Consider the following 20,317-nt stretch of genomic DNA (forward strand, 5'->3'; position numbering starts at 1 on the left):
ACGATTGATTGGGGCGATCGGCATTTCGGTAGCCATTAGTTCTTTATTGAGCGGCGCTGCTTACGCTACGACATTGCAGCAGGCAATTGACAAGACAATGAAGACCAACCCGCAGATCATGGAGGCTGCCCAGAATAGGGAGGCAACCGAGTTCCAACTGCGGCAGGCAAGGGGGCTTTATCTGCCGTCAGTCGATCTGGAGTCGGGTTATGGTCGCCGTAGACTTTCGGATGTCACGTCGGGAGCCCTGACGCGTAGCACGGATTACCTAAATCCGGCCGACGTCAGCTTGACGATTACGCAGACGTTGTTTGACGGCGGCGACCGCAAGGCACAGAAAGATAAGCAGGCGGCTCGTGTCGACAGCGCATCCTTTCGCGTCCAGCAGCGCTCGGAAGCCTTAGCGCTTGAAGTGACCCAGGATTATCTCGAATATATGCTGCAGACGGAAATTGTCGCGGCCGCGGAAAAGAACGTCGCCTTCCACAAGCAGATGGTCGGTAACATCGAGGATAGCATTAAGGGCGGGGCCCTTACCGATGCCGATCGTTATCAGGGCCGCGAGCGCCTGCAGGCGGCAAATGCCCGTCTTCAGGAAGCCAAGCAGGAACTGGATGCGACGAAGATCCGCTACCTTCAGGTCGTCGGCGAACCGATCAGCAATGCCCAGCGTCCGGCCTCCGTGTCGCATTACCTGCCGAAGACGCTGGATGATGCTGTCTTCATCGCCCAAAAGAACAATCCGCAGATTTCCTCCGGCAAAGCTGACGTGAACGCCGCGGACGCCGATGTCCGCGGTTCCAAGTCTGCCTTCCTGCCGAAGCTGGACCTTGTCGGCAGCGCCCGTATCGGTGACGATGTGGACGGCAACAAGGGCAACACCAACGACGTCCAGGTCGGTGTCGTCGCCAAGTGGAACCTCTATCACGGCGGCATCGATACCGCCCATCAGCAGGAACTGGTCCGTCGCGCCGCCGAACAGCGTTATGCGCTGAGTGAAACATATCGCGAGGTCGATCAGTCTGTTCGTTCCGCTTGGAGCGAGCGTACCAATCAGGCCCAGCTCGCGCGTATCCTGGACGGGCAGGAAAAGACAAACGCCCAGCTCGTGACGTCCTATCGTGAGCAGTTCAAGGTCGGTCAGCGCTCCCTGCTCGATCTGTTGGATGCCCAGAACACTCGCTTCAACACCGAGGTTTTGGCCAAGACTGCGGACGTCGCCTCGCTCTTTGCCGAATACAAGATCCTTGCCGCATCGGGCAGTTTATTGTCGACGATGAAGCTGAAGCCGGTCCATCAGGCAACGCCTTATGCCCGTGATCAATTCAGCGTGTCGTCGAACACGGCTGATCCCGGCTATACCAAATACGACTCGCATCAGAAGCCCGGCCTGCCGATGGATCTGCTCGAGCCGATTCGCTAATCGTCGCGATCCGGATTGGATAATACTCCATGTTGAACGTGGCACCTGAGGTGTCTGCGAGCGTACCGCTGCAGACGTTTAAATCGGCATTTAAATCGGTCGCTGCGTTCTACGGTCGCCCGAGCTCCGACACAGTGCTGTTTTCAGGCGTTCCGGACGAGGTTCTGGAGGCCATGGAGCAGGACGACGTCGAGCGACTGTCAGAACGCGTCGGCCTGCAGGTGCTGCAGCACAAGGAGCGCGATTGCCGGCTGGGTAATTTCGACTGTCCCGCCATCGTCACCTTTGCTGGTGGCGGTGTGCTTCCATTGCTTGAAATCGCCGAAAATGGCTCCTACGTCATCGATATCGCGCCAACAGCGGGGACGCCGCTCCACCTGACGCGGGATGAGCTTGCGGCGCTCAATCCGCAGGCCGCCTTTGCCTTCACGCTCTACTATCAGAATGCTTCGGAAGAAGCGCGCGTCGGTCATGCGATGGAGATAGAGAAGCGGCATTGGCTGGCAACGACGCTGGTGCCCTACTGGCGCACCTATACTCGTGTCATGCTGGCGGCGCTGTTTATCAACATCATCGCGCTGGCCTCGCCGCTCTTCACCATGAATGTCTATGACCGCGTGCTGCCAAACAAGGCGTTCCCAACGCTTTGGGTGCTGACGATCGGCATTTCCCTGGCCTATCTGTTCGATTTCCTGCTGAAGACGGCCCGCGCGGCGCTGATCGACTATGCCGGCCGCAAGGCGGACCTGCGCCTTTCGCAACTGATCTTCGACAAGATCCTGAATTCGACGCTAGCCTCTCGCCCGATGTCGACAGGCGAATATGCCAACCGCGTGACGCAATATGAATTCGTGCGAGAATTCTTCACCTCGAACACGATCGGTGTGCTGATCGACAGCCTCTTCGTCATCATCTTCCTGATCGTCATTTATATGATCGCCGACTGGCTGGTGGTTATTCCGGCGGTCGCCTTCGTTTTGTCGGTGGTGATCGGCCTCGTAGCCCAGGCGCAGATCGGCAAACGCATGGCGGCTGCGACGAACGAGGCATCGCGTCGCCAGTCGATGCTTGTCGAGACGATTTCGACGATCGAGACATTGAAGAGCCTTCGAGCCGAAGCGACCATGCTACGCCGCTGGCAGGAGCTGACGAAATATTCGAGCCGCACCAGCGAGGACATCAAGCACATCTCGTCAAACGCCATCAACTTGACGATGTTGCTGCAACAGATGGTCAGCGTGTTCATCGTCGTGGCGGGCACCTATGAATTCGCCGATGGAAAAATTGCCATGGGCGCGATCGTTGCCACCGTCATGCTGGCGAGCCGTGCCGGCGCGCCTTTCGGACAGATCGCCATGACACTGGCGCGTTTCCGCCAGGCCACCATGTCGCTGCGCATTCTCGACAAGATCATGGAACAGCCTGATGACCGACCGTCGACTGTCGGCTTCGTCAACCGGCAGATCCGCAGCGGCGGATTCAGCTTCCAGAACGTCTCTTTCCAATATCCGGGTTCCGATCAGGCGGTCATCAATCAGTTGTCCTTCACGGTGACGCCCGGGGAGAAGATCGGGATTATCGGTCGCATAGGTTCGGGCAAGACGACGCTCGGCCGGCTGCTCGACGGGCTTTTCCAGCCTACCAGCGGCCGCGTGCTGATCGATGGCGTCGATATCCGCCAGTATCACATGGCAGAGGTGCGCGCCGCCGTGGCCGTCGCCGGTCAGTCGTCTGACCTGTTCTCCGGAACGGTGAAGGAAAATCTGCTGCTCGGCAGGGCCGATGCCAGCGACGAGGAGTTGCTGGCCGTCTCGCGGATGACCGGTGTCGAGGAGTTCGTCGCCGTTCACCCGCGCGGTTTCGACATGCCCGTCGGCGAGCGCGGCGCGAACCTTTCGAATGGCCAGAAGCAGGCATTGACCATCGCCCGCCTGCTCCTGACCCGGCCGAAGATCGTTTTCCTCGACGAGCCCTCGGGGGCCATGGATCTGGCGAGCGAACGGCACCTGATCAATAAGCTGACAAATGCGTTCGGCCCGGAAACGACGGTGATGGTGGCAACCCATCGCCACAGCATGTTGGAGCTGGTCGACCGGCTGATCGTCATCGACAAGGGCCGCATCATTGCCGATGGACCAAAGCACGCCGTCATCGAGGCGATGCAGCGCAAGGCGGTGTCCTGATGCGTATTCATCGCCACAATATCCACGACAATCCTCCGCTTTTCGCCCGGCTGATCCTCGGTATCTGCGCCTTGATGATTGCCGCTTTCATCGCCTGGGCGGCCTTGGCCGACATTGACGAGATCGCACGGGGCGAGGGGAAGGTGATACCGGTATCGAAGACGCAGATCGTACAGTCGTCCGAGCCGGGCATCGTCCAGCAGATCAATGTCAATCTTGGCCAGGTCGTCCATAAGGGCGATCTTCTGGTCCAGCTCGACAATACCACGACACAATCGACGCTTGGTGAGTCGGTGGCCAAGGCCCGCGCTCTCGGTGCCAAGGTCGAGCGTCTCGCCTTGGAGGAGGCCGGCACCTACGACGCACAATTCGTCTGTCCGGCCGATATTCTTGCCACCGCCAAGGACGTCTGCGATAACGAGGAAAAGCTTTTCGAGGCGGATCGTGCCGCCTATCAGAACAAGCTTAATGTTCTCGATCAGCGTTTGAAGCAGCATCAGAACGAGCTGGACGAGGCCCACGCCAACATAGACCGCCTGACGCAGAATATCGTCGGCGCCCAGAAGCAGTATGATCTGCTGAAGCCGCTCGGCGAGAAGAAGCTCGTCGCCGAAACTGAAATCCTGAAGGTCCAGCGAGACCTGGTCGACCTGCAGGGTCAGCTTAAAGTCTATGTCGAAAGTCTGGATCGCCTGCAGGCAGCCGTCAAGGAAGCGAATTTGCAGGTCAACGACCTTGGGCTGCAGTTGCGCCAGCAGGCATTGACCGACAAGGGGCAGGCATTGTCGGAGCTGTCCGTCGTCGACGAGACGATCCGTGGGGCTTCCGACCGGGTCAAGCATACCGATATCCGTTCCCCGGTCGACGGCATCGTCAATACGCTGGAGGTCAACACGATCGGCGCCTATGTCGACGCCGGCAAAGTCATCGCCGGCGTCGTGCCGACAGCCGACAATCTGCTAATCGAGGCGAAGATTTCACCGCGCGACGTTGCCTTCGTGCGCCTCGGCCAGCCGGCGGTCATCAAGATCTCGGCCTACGATTTCTCGATCTTCGGCGCGCTGGATGGTGCGGTCGTCAACGTCTCCGCCGACAGCCTGGTCGATAAGGACAAGAACGAAACCTATTACCTCGTGCGCATCAAGACCGACAAGTCGGAGCTGGAGCGCGACGGCAAGCGCTATCCGATCATCCCCGGCATGGTGGCTTCGGCCGAGATCATGACCGGCCGCAAGGCGATCCTTGCCTATTTGATGAAGCCGATCAACAAGGCGCGCTCCGAAGCGCTGACAGAACGGTGAGGGCGGCGATGCGCAAAGGAGCCGGAAAGGACGAAGTCACGACGATGGCCCGCAGCGAAGCCTTGCCATCCGTCGATGGTGACGAACTGGAGCCGCGTTTCCGCGCCGTGACTGGCGGCGGTGAGCGTCGCGGCATCCGCTTGGAGCGGATCTATTGGGACGGCCTCGGACGGATGTCCGAAGCCGGCGGCATCAGCATCGGCGACCTCGTTTACCACACGGCGACCGACATGCCGGAAACGGGCAATCTCGCCTCGCTGTTGCGTGTGCTGAGCTTCAAATGGGCGCTGAGCCGTCTGGACGCCATCGAGGATGTTGCGTCGCTAACCAATCTCAACGCAGTCCTTCAGGCGTCGCCGACGCCGGCAGTGGTGTTGACGCGGGAGCGTGGGATCAAGCTCTTCAACGACGCTTTCCTGAAGATGCTGCGCCATCGCCTGCCGTTAATTGACGACGTCCAGCAGACGGCGCGCACCCTGCGCTTTTCCATCGACACCCAGGTCGAGGAAGTATTCTCCGTCCTATCGAGCAATCGCGGCAAGACGCTGAATACAGGCTTCAAGATCGGCCTCGGTTCGCAATCGCTGACGGGCCAGATCAATCTGGCACTGGCACCGACGCACGAGGCCCCGATGCTGATGGGCTATATTTCCGTTTATTGAGAAGTCGTCACGTTCATTGAGCGCGGCATTCCTCGCGGAACGTCGAAAAGGCGAGCCCGATCAGTGGATCTCGCCTTCGCCAGGGGCCACCTTGGCGAGCGGCATTGCGGCGACAACCGCTTTCGCATGAGGATCGCGGGAGCCGTGCAGATAGCCGCGGCCGGCGACGATCGAATAGAGCGGCAGATATTCTGCAATGCGCCTGTCGGACAAAACCTCATCGCGCATGTTGTCGAGGATGAAATAGTTGCCGTTGACGGAGACTGACAGGACGGCGTGATAGAAATGCCGCTGCTGGTCAAAGAGGATGACTAGCGCCATTTGGTCGAGATCGACGCCAGCATTATAGAGGGCGGCCATCTTCAATATGGCAAAATCCTCGCAATCGCCCTGCTGGTGCGACAGGGCCTCGCTCGGCTTCGCCCAGTAGTCCGTCACATGATAGGTGTCCATGTCGCTGGCGTAGCGGATGGCATGGTTGACGGTGAAATTGATGGTGTTGATCTTGTCGCGGATCGAGGCGCCGGCAGTCTTTGTCTCGGCAGCCGCGACGGCGACTGCGGCTGCATCACATCCACCCGCGCTGCAACCGAGCGCTTTGCCGGAGCGGATCTCGGCGAGCGGGCCGGCAAACTTGTCGAGCGCCGCAAGATGCTTGAAGGGGATGGCGACTGTTCCGAACACCGAGTCGCCCATTGGGGTGTTGGTCGGCTGTGCGGGACGTGCCGGCTCGAGCACAGCTTCATCATTATGCGGAAGACCTGCGGGCTCGACGGCGAGGCTCTGGCTCAGCGCGGCAAGGTCGAGGCCCTCAATCGCCTTTGCTGTGTTTGCGGCGGTCGGCGCAAAGAGATTGATGACCGTGTCGAACAGCGGATCCGAAAGCAGGTTGACGACCGGGCGGACGGTATCGCTGGTCGCCGCCAGGCAGGTGGTTGATGACGACAGACCAAAGGCAAGGGAAGCTGCAGCAATCGCTGCAAGTATAACTTTATTGTTCTTGCGTTCCATTGGTGCATTATTCTCCCTGGTTGAGAGAATAATGCGCGATACCTCTGAATATGGCGTTCGGAAGCGTAGATAATCTAAGTATAAATTAAGCGATCAAATAAGTATAAAATTCAACCGGGTTTGGTGGGAAACCATTAAGGATGATGCCGTCAGGCGCACAAAATGATCCAGCATGACGCTGCAACTGATAACACAGCGCGGCGCGACAGTGCGCGCTATGTGCACTGCGCTCGATGCGATTGCTCAGCTTCAGAACGACTGCGAGGGCTGCGCGGCGACCTTCAGCTTGCCGCCGTCGATCGTATTGATCACCATTTTGCGCTCTACCATGCCGGCGGCATTGAAGCGGAACAGCCCGGTCGTGCCGCGGAAGCCGACCTTGTTCATCAGGTTGGCGGTGGTGATGGCTTGCGGGCCCTGGGAACGGATGAGGCCGGAGGCGATCGCCATAGCGTCGTAGCCATAGGCGCCGGAGGTTGTCAGCGGATGGTTGAAGTGGCGCTGGTAGCGCTCGGCAATTAGCCCGCTGCTTTGCGTGTCGTCCGTCGCGACAAATGCACCAGCCACAGCCGACACGGCATAGATTGATTGGGGCCATCTGTTGGTGCCCACCACCGCCTGAGCGGGAATGGCGGCGCTGCGCACGGCACTCGCTACTGCGCCGATTTCCGGCGTGTTACCGAGAATGACCACGATCTCGGCCGACTGGATAAGCGGCCGGTTCTTGGTAAGGATATCCGCGGCCTGATCGCTTGTGTTGTAACGGCCAAGGCCCATGAAAGTGTTGCCGCTGTTCCAGATGGCGTTGCTCAACCTGGTGCTGTCGGATGGAGAAAAATCCGCAGGCACCAGCGCCGACACCTTCTTGTGACCTCCGGGACCGGCCGCCTTGACGCCCTCGGTCGCGCTATCGATTTCGTCCGAGGCGAGGTTGAAGACATCGCCACCGGTCGAGGCCATAGCACTCGCAAGGTTAAGCAGTGGCGGGCGTTGGGCGGGGGAAATGGCGGCAATGGCAGCGGTCTCGGCCGGCGGCAGATAGCTGACGATCAGCGCGGCATTACGACCCTTGGCCGCGGCAACCTGCGCCGCGATTCCTGCAGGGCCCTGGCCGACATCTTTTACACGCAGCCGAATTTGATTGTTGCCGAGCTCGCCGACACCAAGCACTGCCCCGTCACGCACGTCGCGAGCCGGACCTTCGTAGAGACCTGCCGCGCCTTTGCGCATCAGCAACGTAATTTCCGTGCCGCTGTCGCCGCCGTAGGTTTCATCGATGGCGGTGGACGGCATTTTTATGTCGTCGTTCTTACTGTTGCTGCTCAGGCCAGCACCGTTCATCTGGCATCCGGCGAGGCTGGCGCAGAGGACGAGAACGGCACCGCCTGTTGGGCGCCGGTGCTGTCTGCGCCGCAGCCAATCAGTCAAAAGGCTTAACGAAAGGCTGATCGCAAACGGCACAACTCACTCCCCCGATTCCCGAACGCAGGCTGCGACAGCCTATGGCGGCGCATTTGCACACAGCGGCTGACGGAAAGTCAAGCGGTATACTTAAGGAGTTGTTTGGTTGTTGAGTTAACCATGGGTAAATATATCTGCGGTCGTGCATAACCGGCTATATCTGTGAGGTTAACGAAGTATTGCAATCACCCCGCTCTCGTAATTGATTGCCGTCAAATTACGAGACACCGGGAGTTAGACTTATGGAAGATTCGCGCATTTCGACGGTAGACCACGAAGCGGTTTCGAACGATCTCGTATCGGGCGACCGGAACGAAGGCCTTGCAGCCGATATCAATGCGTCTCGGCCGCTGCCGTTGTCGCAGAATGCTGATGTCGCCGCGTTTGAGGTGGCACAGGCCGCCGAGCAGCAGGCGAACGGCAAGACCGAGCGCCTTGCCGCCAACGAGCCGCAAAACGCCGACGCCCGTCAGCCAATCCAAATCGTGCCCGACAATGGCAACGTCGTCCACCTGCCGCCGAACACCTCGATCGACGACATTCACGTCGAGGGGCGCAACCTCGTTCTCATCCAGGCCGACGGCACGCGCATCGTCATCATCAACGGCGCGCTGCACGTCCCGACCTTCCTGATCGGCGAAGTCACGCTGCCGCAGCAGGCCATCGTCGCTGCCCTGCAGCAGCAGGGCATCAACGTCGCCGAAGGTCCTGACGGTTCGGTTCATGCCGGCAATAACACGGATTCCGGCCACCAGTTCACCGACAGCCAGTCCCCGAATGCCCGCACGCCGCTGAACCTGATTGGTCTCCTCGGTCCTGGCGACATAGGTGGCAACGGTAACGGCGGCAATCTGTCTGGCACCCAGACTCGCGTTCCCTTTATCCTTCAGCAGGCGACCGAAACGGCCTCGCTGACTGAACGCGGCAGCAGCACCGGCGCCTTCCTCACGACAAGCAGCACCGGCCGCTTCGGCTTCGGCGGCAACAATGCCTCGATCACCACCGTCACGCTGGTCGGCGAGACAGAAATCACCAGCAGTGGCACGCAGCAGCTATCGGGCCTGACCTCCGGCGGCGTTCCCGTTGTCGTCACCCAGAACGGCCAGACCGTCACCGGCGTCGCGAATGGCGTCACTGTCTTCACGTTGGTATTCAACGCCTCGACCGGCGCGTACACCTTCACCCAGCTCGCTGCCCTCGACCATCCCCGCGGCGCCAATTCGGCCAGCGATGTGCTTGAATTGCAATTTCGGTATACGGTCTCCGACACGAGCGGCCATACGGTTTCGGCTGTCGCAACCGTCGATATCACGGACAGCGTGCCGGTTGCGGCCGTTGGTACGGCGGGTTCGGTTACAGAAGCAGCTCTGTCTGCCGGCAACGCGGCCCTGACCCATGACACCGGCGCCGCGACCGCCACTGGTTCACTTAACATCTCCTGGGGCGCTGACGGCGGCAACACCGACAAGGGCGGCCTCGGCGATCGCTCGGTCGCTTTCACCAATGCCACGGTTTCGGCGACGGGTGAGGACAATGGCGCGCTGAGCTCGCATGGTCTGGCCGTTCATACGGCGCTGCTGGCTGATGGCACGCTGGTCGGCTACACCGGCGAGACTGCTCCGACGGCAACCTCCGCAACCAACGTCGTCTTCTATGCTACGGTATCGGATACCGACAACGGTCACTACAACTTCACGCTGGTGCAGTCGCTCGATGATGCCAAGGGTTCGGACGCCATCACGCTGACCTTCGGCTACACGGCAACTGATTCCGACGGCGATACAGCCGCGAACAGCTTCACCATCACCGTCGCTGACGACAAGCCTGTCGCTGCGACCGGCGATGCAGGCTCGGTCACCGAAGGCGCGCTGGCGAGCGGCAACGAGACCCCGCATGTCGAGACCGATGCCATCACCACTGGCTCGCTCAATATCTCCTGGGGTGCTGATAACGCCAACACGAACAATGGCGGCGCCGGCGACCGGTCGGTCGCCTTCACCGATGCCTCGGTCACGACACAGGGCCAGGATGGCGAAGCACTGAGCTCGCATGGTCTGGCCGTACATACAGTACTGCTGGCTGACGGCACGCTGGTCGGCTACACCGGCGAGACCGCTCCGACGGCCGTGACGAATGGCGAGGGTGCGGTCGGCTCGAACGTCGTCTTCTACGCGACGGTCTCGGACACCGACAACGGCCACTACAACTTCACCCTGGTGCAGTCGCTCGACGACGCCAAGGGTTCGGACGCCATCACGCTGACCTTCGGCTATACGGCAACCGATTCCGACGGCGATACCGCCACGAACACCTTCACCATCACCGTTGCCGATGACAAGCCTGTCGCTGCGACTGGCGATGCAGGCTCCGTCACCGAAGGCGCTCTGGCGAGCGGCAACGAAAACCCGCATGTCGAGACCGATGCCATCACCACCGGCTCGCTCAACATCTCCTGGGGTGCCGATAACGCCAACACGAACAACGGCGGCGCCGGCGACCGGTCGGTTGCCTTCACCGATGCCTCGGTCACGACACAGGGCCAGGACGGCGAAGCGCTGAGTTCGCATGGTCTGGCCGTTCATACGGCGCTCTTGGCCGACGGCACACTGGTCGGCTATACCGGCGAGGCCGCTCCGACGGCGGTCATGGATGCCAAGGGCGCGGTCGGCTCGAACATCGTCTTCTACGCGACGGTCTCGGATACAGACAACGGCCACTACAACTTCACGCTGGTGCAGTCGCTCGACGACGCCAAGGGTTCGGACGCCATCACGCTGACCTTCGGCTATACGGCAACTGATTCCGACGGCGATACCGCCACGAACAGCTTCACCATCACCGTCGCCGACGACAAGCCTGTCGCTGCGACCGGCGATGCAGGCTCGGTCACCGAAGGCGCGCTGGCGAGCGGCAACGAAAACCCGCATGTCGAAACCGATGCCATCACCACCGGCTCGCTCAACATCTCCTGGGGTGCCGATAACGCCAACACCAACAACGGCGTCGCCGGCGACCGGTCGGTTGCCTTCACCGATGCCTCGGTTGCGGCGACGGGCCAGGACGGCGAGGCGCTGAGCTCGCATGGTCTGGCCGTTCATACGGCGCTCTTGGCCGATGGCACGCTGGTTGGCTATACCGGCGACGTCGCTCCGACGGCCGTGATGAATGGCGAGGGTGCGGTTGGCTCGAACATCGTCTTCTACGCGACGGTCTCGGACACTGACAACGGCCACTACAACTTCACCCTGGTTCAGTCGCTCGACGACGCCAAGGGTTCGGACGCCATCACGCTGACCTTCGGCTATACGGCAACTGATTCCGACGGCGATACCGCCACGAACAGCTTCACCATCACCGTCGCCGACGACAAGCCTGTCGCTGCGACCGGCGATGCAGGCTCGGTTACCGAAGGCGCGCTGGCGAGCGGCAACGAGACCCCGCATGTCGAAACCGATGCCATCACCACCGGCTCGCTCAACATCTCCTGGGGTGCCGACAACGCCAACACGAACAACGGCGGCGCCGGCGATCGCTCGGTCGCCTTCACCGATGCCTCGGTCACGACACAGGGCCAGGATGGTGAAGCGCTGAGCTCGCATGGTCTTGCGGTTCATACGGCGCTCTTGGCTGACGGCACGCTGGTCGGCTACACCGGCGAGGCCGCTCCGACGGCAACCTCTGCATCCAACGTCGTCTTCTACGCGACGGTCTCGGACACTGACAACGGCCACTACAACTTCACCCTGGTTCAGTCGCTCGACGACGCCAAGGGTTCGGACGCCATCACGCTGACCTTCGGCTATACGGCAACTGATTCCGACGGCGACACCGCCACGAACAGCTTCACCATCACCGTCGCCGACGACAAGCCAGTTGCTTCCACCGGCGACGCAGGCTCCGTTACCGAAGGTGCTCTGACGAGCGGCAACGAGACCCCGCATGTCGAGACCGATGCCATCACCACCGGCTCGCTCAACATCTCCTGGGGTGCTGATAACGCCAACACCAACAATGGCGGCGCCGGCGACCGGTCTGTCGCCTTCACCGATGCCTCGGTCACGACACAGGGCCAGGATGGTGAAGCGCTGAGCTCGCATGGTCTGGCCGTTCATACGGCGCTCTTGGCCGATGGCACGCTGGTTGGCTATACCGGTGAGGCCGCTCCGACGGCGGTCATGGATGCCAAGGGCGCGGTCGGCTCGAACATCGTCTTCTATGCGACGGTCTCGGATACAGACAACGGCCACTACAACTTCACGCTGGTGCAGTCGCTCGACGACGCCAAGGGTTCGGACGCCATCACGCTGACCTTCGGCTATACGGCAACTGATTCCGACGGCGATACCGCCACGAACAGCTTCACCATCACCGTCGCCGACGACAAGCCTGTCGCTGCGACCGGCGATGCAGGCTCGGTCACCGAAGGCGCGCTGGCGAGCGGCAACGAAAACCCGCATGTCGAAACCGATGCCATCACCACCGGCTCGCTCAACATCTCCTGGGGTGCCGACAACGCCAACACGAACAACGGCGGCGCCGGCGATCGCTCGGTCGCCTTCACCGATGCCTCGGTCACGACACAGGGCCAGGATGGTGAAGCGCTGAGCTCGCATGGTCTTGCGGTTCATACGGCGCTCTTGGCTGACGGCACGCTGGTCGGCTACACCGGCGAGGCCGCTCCGACGGCAACCTCTGCATCCAACGTCGTCTTCTACGCGACGGTCTCGGACACCGACAACGGCCACTACAACTTCACCCTGGTTCAGTCGCTCGACGACGCCAAGGGTTCGGACGCCATCACGCTGACCTTCGGCTATACGGCAACCGATTCCGACGGCGACACCGCCACGAACAGCTTCACCATCACCGTTGCCGATGACAAGCCTGTCGCTCACGCGATTGACAACACAGCTTCGCCGCTGAATGACGATGCGCAGATCGGCGGAAACCTGGATGCCAACGACGCCAACGCGCATAGCGTCTCGGGCGCTGCCGGCGCCCTGTTCAGCGCTGGCGCCGACGGTTCTGCAAGCGTCTCGATCGATCAGTCCAGCCTTCCGGCTCTGAAGACGATCTATGTCGACGCCAACGGGTTCGCACAGCAGGAAGACGTTACCTGGGGCAAGCCGACGGTTTCCGACGGTGCGACAACCTGGGTTGCTTCCAGCGCCAATCACGACACCGTCGCCACGCTGACCATCAATGCCGATGGCTCCTACACGTTCAGCACCAGCGCGCCGCTCGTCCACCCGACCTCCGGCACGACGGAAGAAAGCTTGTCGCTGACCTTCACCTTCACGGTGACCGATGGCGACAATGATACATCGACCGGCTCGCTGACTCTGCATGTTACGGATGACGTACCGCTGGCAAATACCGTCACTGTGACCAGCGTGGCGCTGAACGACGACGCGCTGAAGGGCGGAAATCCCGACACGATTGGCGTAACCGATACCGACACGGTCAGCGGCACAAGCGGCACGCTCTTTTCGGGCGGCGCCGATGGCGTCCATCAGGTGACGCTCGGAGCGACGACGGATTTCAGTGCCATCTATACCGGCAAGGACGGCTTTGCCCATGTCGAGTCGGTCGTTTGGGGCAGCCCGACGACGGCGGCGGGCGGCGAGACGATCTGGATCGCAACAGGCAAGGACAGCGGCCAGACGGTCGCGACACTGACGATCGGCACGGATGGTTCCTACAGCTTCACGCTCAGTGCACCGGTCGCCCATGAAGCAAGCCCGACCGCGGAAAATACTCAGGATCTGACCTTCAACTTCACCGTCACCGATGGTGACAGCGATACGGCCAGCGGCTCGCTGACGGTCAGCGTCAAGGACGACGCACCAATCGCCTATAAGGTCGATGCCACCTCGACGCCGCTCAACGACGACGCGCAGGCACATGGCAACCTGGATGGCGCCGCCGACGCGAAGACGATCAATGGCGACGCAGGGGCTCTGTTCTCCGCCGGTGCCGATGGCGTCAAGGGTGTTTCGATGGACAGCCTGCCGACGCTGAAGGCGATCTACCTCGACAGCCACGGCATCGGCCACCAGGAAGCCGTTTCCTGGACGTCGTCTGCGGCGAACGGTGTGACGACCTGGACGGCAACCGGCGCCTCCAGCCATGCCACCGTTGCAGTTCTGACGATCAATTCGGACGGTTCCTACAGCTTCACCGCGGATGCGCCGCTTGTTCATTCGACGTCGACGACGACCGAAGACAGCCTGACGCTGAATTTCGGCTTCACGGTCACGGATGGCGACGGCGATACAGCGAAGGGCTCGCTGGCGATTGCCATCACGGACGACGTCCTGGTTGCTTCCGGCACGACCGTTGCTGTCAAGGCCGACGAGGGCGACATTTACAATCTCCTGTCGCATGGCAACAGCGCGCTCGATGGCACGCATGACGGATCGTCTTCGCAGCCGGCACTGTTCGGTTTCGGCTTTGCGGCCACGGTATCCGGCTCCGTTGCTTCCACCGTTTCCTTCGGTGCCGACGGCGCAGCGGTCGGTGGCGGCTTCAGCTTCACCGCCAATGCGGCGTCGACGCTTACCGCTCTGCATCTGACTTCGGGTGGCGAAGCGCTCTCCTATGCGGTCGTCAACAACGTGATCATCGGCTATGTCGATAATGACCACCACAGCGGCTACAACCCGGTCCTCGACCGCCCGGTCCTGTCATTGTCGCTGTCTGGCAACGGCAGCTTCACCTTCCAGCAGTACGATCAGCTCGACAACGTCGCTGGTCCCGGCAACGACCTGCGCTCAGGCAATAGCTCGATCTCGGCCATCGACTTCGGTTCCGTCATCCAGGCGACCGACGGCGACGGCGACAGCGTGACGCTTACCGGCGCTTTGAAAGTCACGATCGTCGATGACGCGCCGAAGGTCGATCTTGCCCTCACTGGCTCGATCACGATCGACGAGAGCGGCAGCGGCGACAACGACGTCAACGCCAGCAATGCGGTCAAGAGCCTGTTTGCCGGCATCACTGGCGGCAACGATCCCGATATGTCGACCGTCTACGCTCAGCACAACGTCGTCTCGCCGTCGGTCTCTATGGGCGCCGACGATGCGTCGGGTACGGCGAGCAGCCTGACGCTTCATATCGACAATGCCGACTCCGGCTTGCAGACGACTGCTGGTCAGGCGATCACGCTCTCGCAGCTCGCCAACGGCACGGTTGTTGGCAAGATCGCCGACGGCGAGATCGCCTTTGCGATCCGCCTCGACAACAGCGGCAAGGTCAGCATCGCCCAGTACATGTCGCTCGCCAACCCGAATACGTCGAAGTCGGACGGCGATACGGTCGATCTCACCGGCAAGCTCTCGGCGGTGCTGAGCGCGACCGATAGCGATGGCGATATCGTCGCCAAGTCCGTTTCCATCGGCAGCAGCATTCGCTTCGATGATGACGGCCCGTCGATCGGCGGTGCCGTATCGGCAAAGACACTTGCCGAGCATGACCTTCTGACGAATTCGGGTTCGCTGTCGCCCTCCGGCATCAGCACTGGCGCGGTTGCGCTCAATCTCGCCTTCGGCGCTGACGGCCCGGCCGCCCATGCTGCTACCTTCGTAGCGGGTTCGAACGGCAGCTATTTCACCGCAAGCTACGGCAATAATCAGACGCTTGATGCGACCAAGCTCAGCTCTGGCGGCCATGCGCTGTCCTACTCGCTCAGCGGTGATGGCATGACGCTCATCGCCTACACCGGCAGCAATGCCGCCGACCAGTCGAGCTGGGTCTTCAAGGTTGTCCTGTCCCAGGACAGCGGCCACGCCAGCGGCGCCTACGACTTCACGCTTTACAAGTCGCTCGATGACGTCAACGGTCAAAGCAACCTCTCGGATATCAAGCTGACCTTCCAGGTCGCTGGCCATGACGGCGACGGCGACACCACGAGCGGCACGCAGAGCTTCTCGGTCGATGTGATCGACGACGTGCCGACGCTGGTTGATCATGCAACGGTTTCCGCGACCGTTTCGGAAACGGCCATCAATGCTCCCGTGGTGACGACGGCATCGTACACTGTCGATTTCGACACGGTGAATCCTGCGGCTGCCAAACTGACAGTCAGCGAGGGCAACGTCAGCGACGGCCATGCGGAATCGTCATCCAAGGGGGGCGATATCGTGCTCGTGTCCAACACGGGGACGACCTTTGTTCTCACCCAGATGGATGTAGGTGTGTTTGACAAGCAAGGCATCTCGTCCAAGACTGTCACAATCATCGGTACCGATGCGCAAGGCCATACGTATTCAGTGACGACTACCGGCACGACCTTCTCGGCTGCCGGCACGGCGCTCGAAGGCAAGCAGCTGACGTCGCTCGAGATCGATCCGCATGACAACTCGCTGACAGTCACGGTCGACAACATCCATGTCACCGACACGACGACGACGCCCACCCATGATCCCGCTGAGACGACGGTCGATCTGACCTCGCTCGTCAACGCCAGCGCCGACAGCCCGTTGACCTGGTCGGTCAACACGGTCGCCGCCGGAACGTCTTCCGGTAACCTGACGGGCGGTACCGGGCTGACCTACAACGGCACGGCCATCACGCTCGCCAGCACGGATGGACACACGATCACCGGCTCGGCCGGAGGCGTCACGGTCTTCACGTTGACTGTCGATCCTGCGAGCGGCCACGCCACATTCGACCTTTACCATGCGATCGACGGCGGCAAAACGCTGCCGCTCGACTTCTCGAAATATGTGACTGCGACGGATTTCGACGGCGATGCTGTCACCCTGGGCAGCGGCTCCGTCACCATCGTCGTGCAGTCGGCCACGGACAGCCTTCCGACAATCAATTCGGCCGGCCTGTTATCAAGCGTCAGCGAAAGCGGCTTGCCGGGTGGTACGGGGACGGCTGGCGTCGCCAATGTTCATTCGGGTAGTATCGCAATCACCGCAGGCGATGCACCTTCGACGGTGACAATCGCAGGCCATACGTTCAACGTCGGCGCCACAATCGCCAACGGCGATACCAATGCCACCATTCATGGTGCCTACGGAACGCTGCATATCCTCAGCGTCACTACGACGGCCATCAACTATACCTATACGCTGACCAGCACCACGAGCGGGGCGAGCAACCACGACGCCTTCTCCGTCACAGTCAGCGACGCGCCGATTGACGGTGAAAGCCAGACTGCAACCCTGACCTTCAACATTACCGATGATAAGCCGATAGCAAGCACCATTCTGGTCGGATCGATGCATGAGAACGACAGCAGCGCGACCTTCGCGCTGGCTTCCGGAACCATCGCCTTCGGCGCCGACGGAGCGGCCCAGAGCGGGGCAATCCATGTCGACAGCGTCAGCGCCAATGGAGATCTCGCCGGGTCGACGCTGAGCACGTCCATGGTCACGATTGACGCCGGTCATGTGACTGTTGCGCCGGGCAGCGCACTGGATGCCCTGCCGCTTGGCCACTCTTCGATACTCTCGATCGGTTATACCGTCACCGACGGCGACGGCAGCAAAACCAGCGGCACCTTCACCATCAGGGTCGACGGCGTCAACCATGCGCCGACCACGGCGGACGGAAGCGTCTCCACCGGCGAACATGCGGCCTACTATTTCTCGTCGAAGGATTTCGCCTTCAGCGATAGCATCGACGGCAACACCCTGAAATCCGTCACCATCACCAGCCTTCCGACGGGTGGGACGCTTTATCTTGGCGGGACAGCCGTCACGGTCGGCCAGCACATCGCAGAGAGCGCGCTTTCAACGCTTCACTTCACGCCTTCGTCAGACTTTGCCGGCGCGACCGAAACCGCGAACTTCGGCTTCACGGTGCAGGATAATGGCGGCACGGCCAATGGCGGCGCGGATACGTCAACCGCCCATACGATGACAGTTACCGTGACCGCCGTTGACGACGGCACGGCGACGGTCTCGATTGCCGATCAGACGACGCATACAGGTAAAGCGGTCGTCGCAGGCGATACGCTGAACGCGGCGATCGCAACAGACGACCCGGATCACGGGCAGTCCGGTCTGACCTATGCGTGGAGCTGGGCGGACGATCAGTCCCATACGGTTCTCGGAACCGCATCGTCCTACACGGTGACGAGTGCCGATGTCGGGCATTCGTTGATCTTGACGGTGAGCTATACGGATGGCCAGGGCTTCAGCGATGTCGCGACGCAGACGACGTCCGCTGTCATCGCGCCGACGATCTTCACTCCGACGGTTGATACAACGCCGCTGGCGGAGGCCAATCTTTCGGGGGGCTCCAACCCGCAGCCTTCTGAACTGACAGCCACGGGCAGCATTGCGCTGGGCACCCTGGATAATCCGCACATCACCAGCGTCGCGGGTGCCGACGGCACGCCGGTAAGCGTCGATCAAACGGCTCCGGACAGCCAGACGACGACGATCCACGGTTCCTACGGTGATCTCGTAATCGACGCGAACGGCGCATATACCTACACGCTGCTACATGCTGGCTCGAACGCATCGGGAGATACGGATCAGTTCACCTATACGGTGACGGACATGAACGGCAAAACGGCTCAGGAGACCCTGACGTTCAATATCGCCGACGACGCGCCGACGCTGACCGGTGCGGGGATTTCCGCAACCGTCTCCGACGATGGTGTGGTGACGGCCGCCGAACACTCCGCAACGACGACGGCGGAACTGACCTCACTGGTTAACTCTGGTGCTGACAGCCCGTTGAGCTGGTCGGCGAACGGCGTCGCAGCCGGTACCTCTTCCAGCACGCTGACAGGTGGGACCGCGTTGACGTACAACGGTGCGGCCATCACCCTCGACAGCACGGATGGGCACACCATCACCGGCTCGGCGGGCGGCGTTACGGTCTTCACGTTGACCGTCGACACCAACGGCCACGCCACATTCGTGCTTGACCAGACAATCGACGGTGCCAAGGACCAGACGCTCGACTTCTCGCAATATGTGAAGGCCACGGATTCCGACGGTGACTCCGTGACGTTGGGCACAGGCGCCTTCACCATTGCTGTGGACCACGTCAATCACCCGGCGGAGATCGTCGGTGCCGATACCGGCGCCGTCACGGAAGACCTGAACGTTTCCGCCGACGGCTATCTGCAGGCAAGCGGTACGTTGACGATCGACGATGCGGATCGGGGCGAAAGCAAAATCCAGGCGGCGACCATAAACGCTGATGGCACGCATCTTGGTACGCTGACGATCGGTGAGGACGGTAGCTGGACCTACAAGGTCGATAACAGCCTGTCAGCCGTGCAGAATCTGGGTGTGAACCAGAGCACGACCGACATGTTCACGGTCTCCTCGGTTGACGGAACGACCCATGACATCGTCGTGACGATCAACGGCACGAACGATCCAGCGGTGATCAGCGGTGACGTTGCCAAAAGCGTGACGGAAGACGGCGGTGTCAACAATGGGACGGCTGGGGTAGCGACGGCGAGCGGAGTGCTTTCGGCGACGGACGTCGACAGCGATCCTTCGTTTACCGCGCAAAGCGATGTGGCGACAAACTACGGTCACTTCACGATCGGTGCTGACGGTCAGTGGAACTATACGCTCGACAACAGCAACGCGTCCGTGCAGGCACTCAACAGCACCGGCAGCAACACGACGCTGCACGACCTGATCACGGTAACGACGGCGGACGGCACTCAGCAGCAGATCGATATCACGATCAACGGTGCGAACGACGCTGCGGTGATCACTGGTGATGTCGCCAAGAGTGTGACGGAAGACGGTGGTGTCAACAACGGGACGGCTGGAGTGCCGACGGCGAACGGAGTGCTTTCCGCGACGGACGTCGACAGCGATCATTCGTTTACAGCGCAAAGCAATGTGGCGACGAGCTACGGTCACTTCACGATCGGTGCTGACGGTCAGTGGAACTATACGCTCGACAACAGCAACGCATCCGTGCAGGCACTCAACAGCACCGGCAGCAACACGACGCTGCACGACCTGATCACAGTAACGACGGCTGACGGCACGCAGCAGCAGATCGACATCACGATCAACGGTGCGAACGATGCTGCTGTGATCAGTGGTGACGTTGCCAAGAGCGTCACGGAAGCCGGTGGTGTCAACAACGGGACGGCTGGAGTGCCGACGGCGAATGGCACGCTTTCGGCGACGGATGTCGACAGCGATCATTCGTTTACAGCGCAAAGCGATGTGGCGACAAGCTACGGTCACTTCACGATCGGCGCCGACGGGCAATGGAACTATACGCTGGACAACAGCAACGCATCCGTGCAGGCACTCAACAGCACCGGCAGCAACA

Annotated in this window: 7 protein-coding genes; 5 read left to right on the top strand and 2 right to left on the bottom strand. The window is 61.2% G+C overall.

Annotated features, from left to right (window positions below; all coding sequences use genetic code 11):
- The first annotated feature begins 97 nt into the window (after positions 1-97).
- The 4 genes from PH547_RS22270 to PH547_RS22285 are packed head-to-tail and all read left to right on the top strand — an operon-like array spanning position 98 to position 5,569.
- Positions 98-1,423, top strand: a complete 1,326-nt coding sequence (locus tag PH547_RS22270; RefSeq protein ID WP_483315574.1) for a TolC family outer membrane protein — start codon at positions 98-100, stop codon at positions 1,421-1,423.
- A gap of 29 nt (positions 1,424-1,452) precedes the next feature.
- Complete coding sequence (locus tag PH547_RS22275) at positions 1,453-3,606, top strand: type I secretion system permease/ATPase (RefSeq protein ID WP_104827494.1); 2,154 nt, start codon at positions 1,453-1,455, stop codon at positions 3,604-3,606.
- Entirely contained in the window at positions 3,606-4,907 is a 1,302-nt protein-coding gene (locus PH547_RS22280) for an HlyD family type I secretion periplasmic adaptor subunit (protein ID WP_285169527.1), read from the top strand. Before PH547_RS22275 ends, PH547_RS22280 begins: the two co-directional genes overlap by 1 nt.
- 8 nt (positions 4,908-4,915) lie before the next feature.
- Positions 4,916-5,569: a ribbon-helix-helix domain-containing protein gene (locus tag PH547_RS22285; protein ID WP_104827492.1), complete on the top strand. Its 654-nt coding sequence runs from the start codon at positions 4,916-4,918 to the stop codon at positions 5,567-5,569.
- Positions 5,570-5,629: 60 nt separating this feature from the next.
- On the opposite strand, the gene PH547_RS22290 is transcribed toward PH547_RS22285, so the two are convergent.
- Both PH547_RS22290 and PH547_RS22295 read right to left on the bottom strand, forming a co-directional pair.
- Entirely contained in the window at positions 5,630-6,580 is a 951-nt protein-coding gene (locus tag PH547_RS22290) for a transglutaminase-like cysteine peptidase (RefSeq protein WP_285169528.1), read from the bottom strand.
- Between the two features lie 249 nt (positions 6,581-6,829).
- Positions 6,830-7,921: a type 1 periplasmic-binding domain-containing protein gene (locus tag PH547_RS22295; RefSeq protein ID WP_285169529.1), complete on the bottom strand. Its 1,092-nt coding sequence runs from the start codon at positions 7,919-7,921 to the stop codon at positions 6,830-6,832.
- Between the two features lie 362 nt (positions 7,922-8,283).
- Between PH547_RS22295 and PH547_RS22300 the strand changes: the two genes are divergently transcribed.
- A partial coding sequence (locus PH547_RS22300; protein ID WP_285169530.1) for a T1SS-143 repeat domain-containing protein occupies positions 8,284-20,317 on the top strand: 12,034 nt, incomplete at its 3' end.

This window comes from Rhizobium cerradonense, assembly GCF_030182455.1.
Lineage (GTDB): Bacteria > Pseudomonadota > Alphaproteobacteria > Rhizobiales > Rhizobiaceae > Rhizobium.

Excerpts from the sequence above, each read along its gene's own strand:
- PH547_RS22285 (WP_104827492.1), top strand. The coding sequence starts at position 4,916 with ATGCGCAAAGGAGCCGGAAAGGACGAAGTCACGACGATGGCCCGCAGC.
- PH547_RS22295 (WP_285169529.1), bottom strand. The coding sequence starts at position 7,921 with ATGAACGGTGCTGGCCTGAGCAGCAACAGTAAGAACGACGACATAAAA.
- PH547_RS22290 (WP_285169528.1), bottom strand. The coding sequence starts at position 6,580 with ATGGAACGCAAGAACAATAAAGTTATACTTGCAGCGATTGCTGCAGCT.
- PH547_RS22270 (WP_483315574.1), top strand. The coding sequence starts at position 98 with ATGAAGACCAACCCGCAGATCATGGAGGCTGCCCAGAATAGGGAGGCA.
- PH547_RS22275 (WP_104827494.1), top strand. The coding sequence starts at position 1,453 with ATGTTGAACGTGGCACCTGAGGTGTCTGCGAGCGTACCGCTGCAGACG.
- PH547_RS22280 (WP_285169527.1), top strand. The coding sequence starts at position 3,606 with ATGCGTATTCATCGCCACAATATCCACGACAATCCTCCGCTTTTCGCC.